This is a genomic window from Polynucleobacter sp. 35-46-11 (genome assembly GCF_002281105.1).
This window is the reverse complement of record NZ_NCFJ01000157.1, coordinates 1-4,946: the sequence shown is the minus strand read 5'-3', so window position 1 is coordinate 4,946 and position 4,946 is coordinate 1. Positions and strand designations below refer to the sequence as shown.

The window sequence follows — 4,946 nt, the reverse complement described above, 5'->3', positions numbered from 1 at the left end:
GCGGTGGACATATTTTTGTATCAGTGGTGTTTAAGTCTATTGGCTCTAGGGTTAGTCTTAGTATATTCCCTAATGCTTGGCTGGTAGTATGAACCGATATTTCACTAATAGCCATGCTGATAGTCATGAAAAGAATATTCTCGGAATCGACGACAGGCTTTCTGGTTAGCATTTTCTCCTATTCAACCCTGTTTTATTTGAACGATTGGCTTACAAGTCATCTAGCCTATGGTCTGGGTGTGAATTGGATTTATCTTCCTGCTGGCTTACGTTTATTTCTGACGCTCATCTTTGGCTTACCAGGCGCCATTGGAATTGCGCTCGCATCTTTCATGATTTGTTATTTTGGGCAATTTCCACCAGAGCTCATCACCTGCATCGGCATTGGACTGATATCTGGATTTGCACCTTATTTAGCAAGAGTTTTTGTATTGAGGAATATCAATATCTTGCCTGACTTAAGTAACCTGACTTTACAGAACTTAGTGGTCTGCGTCTTGATTTTCGCAGCTCTCAGTGCGGGTCTACATCAATGGTGGTTTGCGCTCAGAGGGCTTGATGAGGCTGGAAGCTTTAATCACTTCTTGGTAATGATGATTGGGGATGTTTTGGGAACAGTGCTACTAATTGGCCTTATTAAATATGGCCTTGATCTACTTAAGGGCTTTAGGCCTGCTTAGTTAAATAGTTCGCTTAAAGCCGTGCCTGGATTATTTGCACGCATGAAGGCTTCGCCAACCAAAAATGCGTTGACATGGTGATCACGCATCAGCTGGACATCTGCACGACTCATAATTCCAGACTCCGTAACCAATGTTTTACCTGTTGGCACCATTGATAGTAAAGATAGAGTGGTTTGAAGAGTAACTTCAAAAGTCTTCAGGTTACGATTATTAATGCCGAGCAATCCGGTTTTCAATTCAAGGGCTTGCTCTAATTCAGGTGCGTTATGTACCTCAACAAGCACATCTAAACCCAGTTCATGCGCACAAGCTTCAAGTTCTTTCATTTGATTGAGCTCAAGGCAGGCCACAATCAATAAAATCGCATCAGCGCCAATTGCTCTTGCTTCGTAGACTTGGTAAGGGTCAATCGTAAAGTCTTTGCGCAATACGGGAATACTGCATGCAGCTCTTGCAGCCTGAAGGTATGTGTTGGATCCTTGAAAATAATCCTTGTCTGTGAGAACGGATAGGCAGGCTGCACCATTGCTTTCATAGGACTGAGCAATCTCAGCAGGTTGAAAATTTTCGCGCAAGATTCCTTTGCTAGGACTCGCCTTCTTAATTTCTGTAATCACGCCAGCCTTGCCTGCTGCAATCTTATTCTTGATAGATTGAATGAAGCCTCTTGGCTTTAACACGGTATCACGATTATTTTCTTCGGCCTGATCGCGTTGATTAGCTAAAGAGACTTTTTTTGAATCAGCGGCAACTTCAATCTTTTTGGTGGCAACAATTTTGTCGAGGATATCGCTCATGCAGGTCTTAATTAATGTTGGGTTGCTGCTACAAATTGGTCTAGCTTATGGCGGGCAGCGCCAGAAGTAATGGCTGCTTGGGCCATCTGAATGCCACTAGCAATGCTAGGAGCTACATCTGCGACATACAGCACTGCTCCAGCGTTGAGACAAACAATGTCGCTCGCTGGTCCAGGAGTTTTATTGAGTACATCTAAAACAATGGCCTTAGACTCTTCAGCATCAGCCACCTTAAAGCTATTGGTCGGCGCAGTGTTCAAGCCAAAGTCTTTTGGATGAATCTCATATTCACGGACCTGGCCATCTTTTAATTCACCTACGAGCGTAGGACCTTCTAAAGAAATCTCATCTAAACCATCGCGTCCATAGACGACGAGTGCATGGTCCATACCCATGGCTTGTAATACACGCGCCTGGATACCGACTAAGTCAGCATGAAATACGCCCATGAGGATGCGTTTGGCATCTGCTGGGTTCGTGAGTGGACCTAAGATATTGAATATCGTGCGCACACCCAAATCTTTACGAATCGGTACGACGTTTTTCATTGCAGGATGATGATTCGGAGCAAACATAAAGCCTGCACCCACTTCTGAAATACATTTCGCTACTTGTTCTGGGGAAAGCGATAGCTTTACACCTAGGGACTCCAGAATATCTGCGCTACCCGATTTACTACTGACGCTGCGGTTACCATGCTTAGCAATTTTGGCTCCGGCAGCTGCCGCCACAAACATGGCAGCAGTAGAAATGTTAAAGGTATGGGCGCCATCGCCACCAGTACCCACCACATCCACCAAGTTTTTTCTATCCTCAACAATTACTGGGGTGGCAAATTCCCGCATGACTTGAGCTGCTGCAGCAATTTCACCAACAGTCTCTTTCTTGGTGCGTAGGGCAACGAGCAGTCCTGCAACTAAAGTCGGCGGCATCTCACCACTCATAATCAGACGCATCATGGCAGTCATCTCATCATGAAAGAGCTCGCGATGTTCAATGCAACGTTGCAATGCTTGCTGAGGAGTAATAGACATAGAGCTTCTTAGAATGCTTTTGGTTATTTTGCTTGGAGAAAATTCTTAAGCAGTGCATGGCCATGCTCAGAAAGAATGGACTCAGGATGAAATTGCACGCCTTCTACTGCGAGCTCTTTATGGCGTACACCCATGATTTCGCCATCGGAAGAAGTGGCCGTGACTTCAAGAACTGCCGGCAACGAACTCTTTTCAATGGCCAAAGAGTGATAACGCGTCACCTTAAATGGGTTTGGTAAGTCTTTGAAAACACCAACACCAGTATGGTGAATGTCATCGGTCTTGCCATGCATCACCTTCTGGGCGCGAATAATCTTGCCACCGAATGCTTCACCTATTGCTTGGTGGCCTAGACATACTCCCAGAATTGGAATTTGTCCGGCATAGCGTTGAATCGTAGCCACTGAAATCCCTGCTTCTGCCGGACTACAAGGCCCTGGTGAAATACAAATACGTGCGGGATTGATTGTGGCAATATCTTCAACAGAAATTTCATCATTACGAAAAACTTTTACTTCTTCACCTAGTTCTGCAAAATATTGAACGAGGTTATAGGTAAATGAATCGTAGTTATCAATCATGAGGAGCATCGAGTCCTCCTTGTACTAAATCAGCTGCCATTAACACTGCACGTGCCTTAGCTTCAGTTTCTTTCCACTCGGCGGTGGGGTCGGAGTCTGCCACTACACCAGCACCAGCTTGGGAGTGCAATACACCATCACGAATCACACCAGTGCGAATAGCGATGGCCACATCCATATCGCCAGAGAAAGATAGATAGCCAACTGCGCCTCCATAGACACCGCGTTTCACAATTTCCATCTCGTCAATAATTTCCATCGCCCGAATCTTTGGGGCGCCCGATAAGGTACCGGCAGGGAAGGTTGCGCGTAAAACATCCATATTGCTCATATTGTCTAGTAATTCACCTTCAACCGAGCTGACTATGTGTTGGACATGGGAATATTTTTCGATTGACATCGAGTCAGTCACTTTGACAGTGCCTGTCTTTGCAATACGACCCACATCGTTACGCGCTAGGTCAATCAACATGACATGTTCGGCAATTTCTTTTGGATCGGCGAGTAATTCTGTAGCAAGACGCTCATCTTCTTCGGGTGTTGCGCCACGAGGACGAGTGCCAGCTAGAGGGCGAATCGTCACAATCTTCTGACTCTCGCGCTGCTCTTGGCGCACCAAGATCTCTGGTGATGAGCCCACTACCTGTAAATCACCAAAGTCATAGAAGTACATATATGGTGATGGATTCAGGGAGCGAAGTGCTCGGTAGAGAGCGAGCGGTGAATCTGTGAATGGCTTGCTAATGCGCTGACCAATCACTACCTGCATGCAATCACCAGCTAAAATATATTCTTTGGTTTTGAGTACGGCATTTTCAAAATCAGCTGCCTTGAACTTACGGATCAACTCTGTTTTGGTGCTCGGCAATGAAGCAGGCATGCTTACAGGTTTGCTTAAGCAAGCAAGCAATTCTTTTAATCGAGCTTGAGCCTTTTCAAAGCTATCGGTAACACTAGGGTCCGCATAGACGATTAAATAAATACGACCTGCAACGTTATCAATCACTGCCAACTCTTCAGTCAACATTAATTGGATATCTGGCACACCCAATTCATCTGGCAACTTGTGTTTTGCTAAGCGAGATTCAATGTAGCGAACTGTGTCATAACCAAAGTAGCCTGCAAGTCCGCCACAGAAGCGTGGGAGACCAGGTTGAACCGCCACCTTGAAGCGCTTGAAATAAGCATCAACAAAGTCGAGTGGATTGTCGTGATTGGTTTCAATGACTTTGTCATTGAATAAAACTTCAGTCAGTGGTGCCGTTGGTGTGCCAACCGTTCTTAAAACAGTTTTAGCGGGCAGGCCAATGAAAGAGAAGCGACCAAAGCGCTCGCCACCTAAAACAGACTCAAGTAGGTAAGTATTCTTTTGTCCAAATGCTTGAGTGAGTTTGACGTACAGTGAGAGCGGAGTCTCTAAGTCAGCTAAAACTTCTTTGACCAATGGAATGCGATTGAAACCCTGTTTTGCTAGGGCTAAAAATTCTTCGTGCTGCATTACGCTTTTCCTGACGTCGCTAGTTCTGAGCGCATCGCTTTAATCACGTCAGCATAATTTTCTTTGCCAAAGATTGCAGAGCCAGCAACAAAAGTATCTGCACCAGCCTTAGCTACTTCTGCAATGTTGTCGACTTTAATGCCGCCATCTACCTCTAAGCGAATGTGTCGACCAGTCTCTTCTTGATAGCGATCTAGTCGTGCACGAACTTGAGCAATCTTATTCAGAGTGCTTGGAATAAATGACTGCCCACCAAAGCCAGGATTCACAGACATTAGCAAAACGAGATCGAGTAGTTCTAGGGTGTGATCTAAGTGATGCAGTGGTGTTGCAGGATTTAACACTAGCCCTGC

Annotated in this window: 6 protein-coding genes; 1 reads left to right on the top strand and 5 read right to left on the bottom strand. The window is 45.4% G+C overall.

Features of this window, described 5'->3' with window-relative positions:
- Positions 1-197 precede the first annotated feature (197 nt).
- Positions 198-680, top strand: a complete 483-nt coding sequence (locus B7Y67_RS10710; RefSeq protein ID WP_293598633.1) for a hypothetical protein — start codon at positions 198-200, stop codon at positions 678-680.
- Here the strand turns inward: B7Y67_RS10710 and trpC are convergent.
- The 5 genes from trpC to B7Y67_RS10685 all read right to left on the bottom strand — a co-directional run.
- Positions 677-1,480, bottom strand: a complete 804-nt coding sequence (gene trpC, locus B7Y67_RS10705; RefSeq protein ID WP_293598632.1) for an indole-3-glycerol phosphate synthase TrpC — start codon at positions 1,478-1,480, stop codon at positions 677-679. The genes B7Y67_RS10710 and trpC overlap by 4 nt on opposite strands.
- 11 nt (positions 1,481-1,491) lie before the next feature.
- On the bottom strand, positions 1,492-2,514 hold the full coding sequence (trpD, locus tag B7Y67_RS10700) for an anthranilate phosphoribosyltransferase (protein ID WP_293598631.1): 1,023 nt from the start codon (positions 2,512-2,514) through the stop codon (positions 1,492-1,494).
- A gap of 23 nt (positions 2,515-2,537) precedes the next feature.
- A complete protein-coding gene (locus tag B7Y67_RS10695; protein ID WP_293598630.1) occupies positions 2,538-3,104 on the bottom strand; it encodes an aminodeoxychorismate/anthranilate synthase component II in 567 nt (188 codons plus the stop codon).
- A complete protein-coding gene (trpE, locus tag B7Y67_RS10690; protein WP_293598629.1) occupies positions 3,088-4,593 on the bottom strand; it encodes an anthranilate synthase component I in 1,506 nt (501 codons plus the stop codon). The genes B7Y67_RS10695 and trpE overlap by 17 nt, the downstream gene beginning before the upstream one ends.
- On the bottom strand, positions 4,593-4,946 hold a 354-nt coding region (locus B7Y67_RS10685; protein ID WP_367227279.1), incomplete at its 5' end, for a ribulose-phosphate 3-epimerase. The genes trpE and B7Y67_RS10685, both read right to left, overlap by 1 nt.

Excerpts from the sequence above, each read along its gene's own strand:
- trpC (WP_293598632.1), bottom strand. The coding sequence starts at position 1,480 with ATGAGCGATATCCTCGACAAAATTGTTGCCACCAAAAAGATTGAAGTT.
- B7Y67_RS10695 (WP_293598630.1), bottom strand. The coding sequence starts at position 3,104 with ATGCTCCTCATGATTGATAACTACGATTCATTTACCTATAACCTCGTT.
- trpE (WP_293598629.1), bottom strand. The coding sequence starts at position 4,593 with ATGCAGCACGAAGAATTTTTAGCCCTAGCAAAACAGGGTTTCAATCGC.
- trpD (WP_293598631.1), bottom strand. The coding sequence starts at position 2,514 with ATGTCTATTACTCCTCAGCAAGCATTGCAACGTTGCATTGAACATCGC.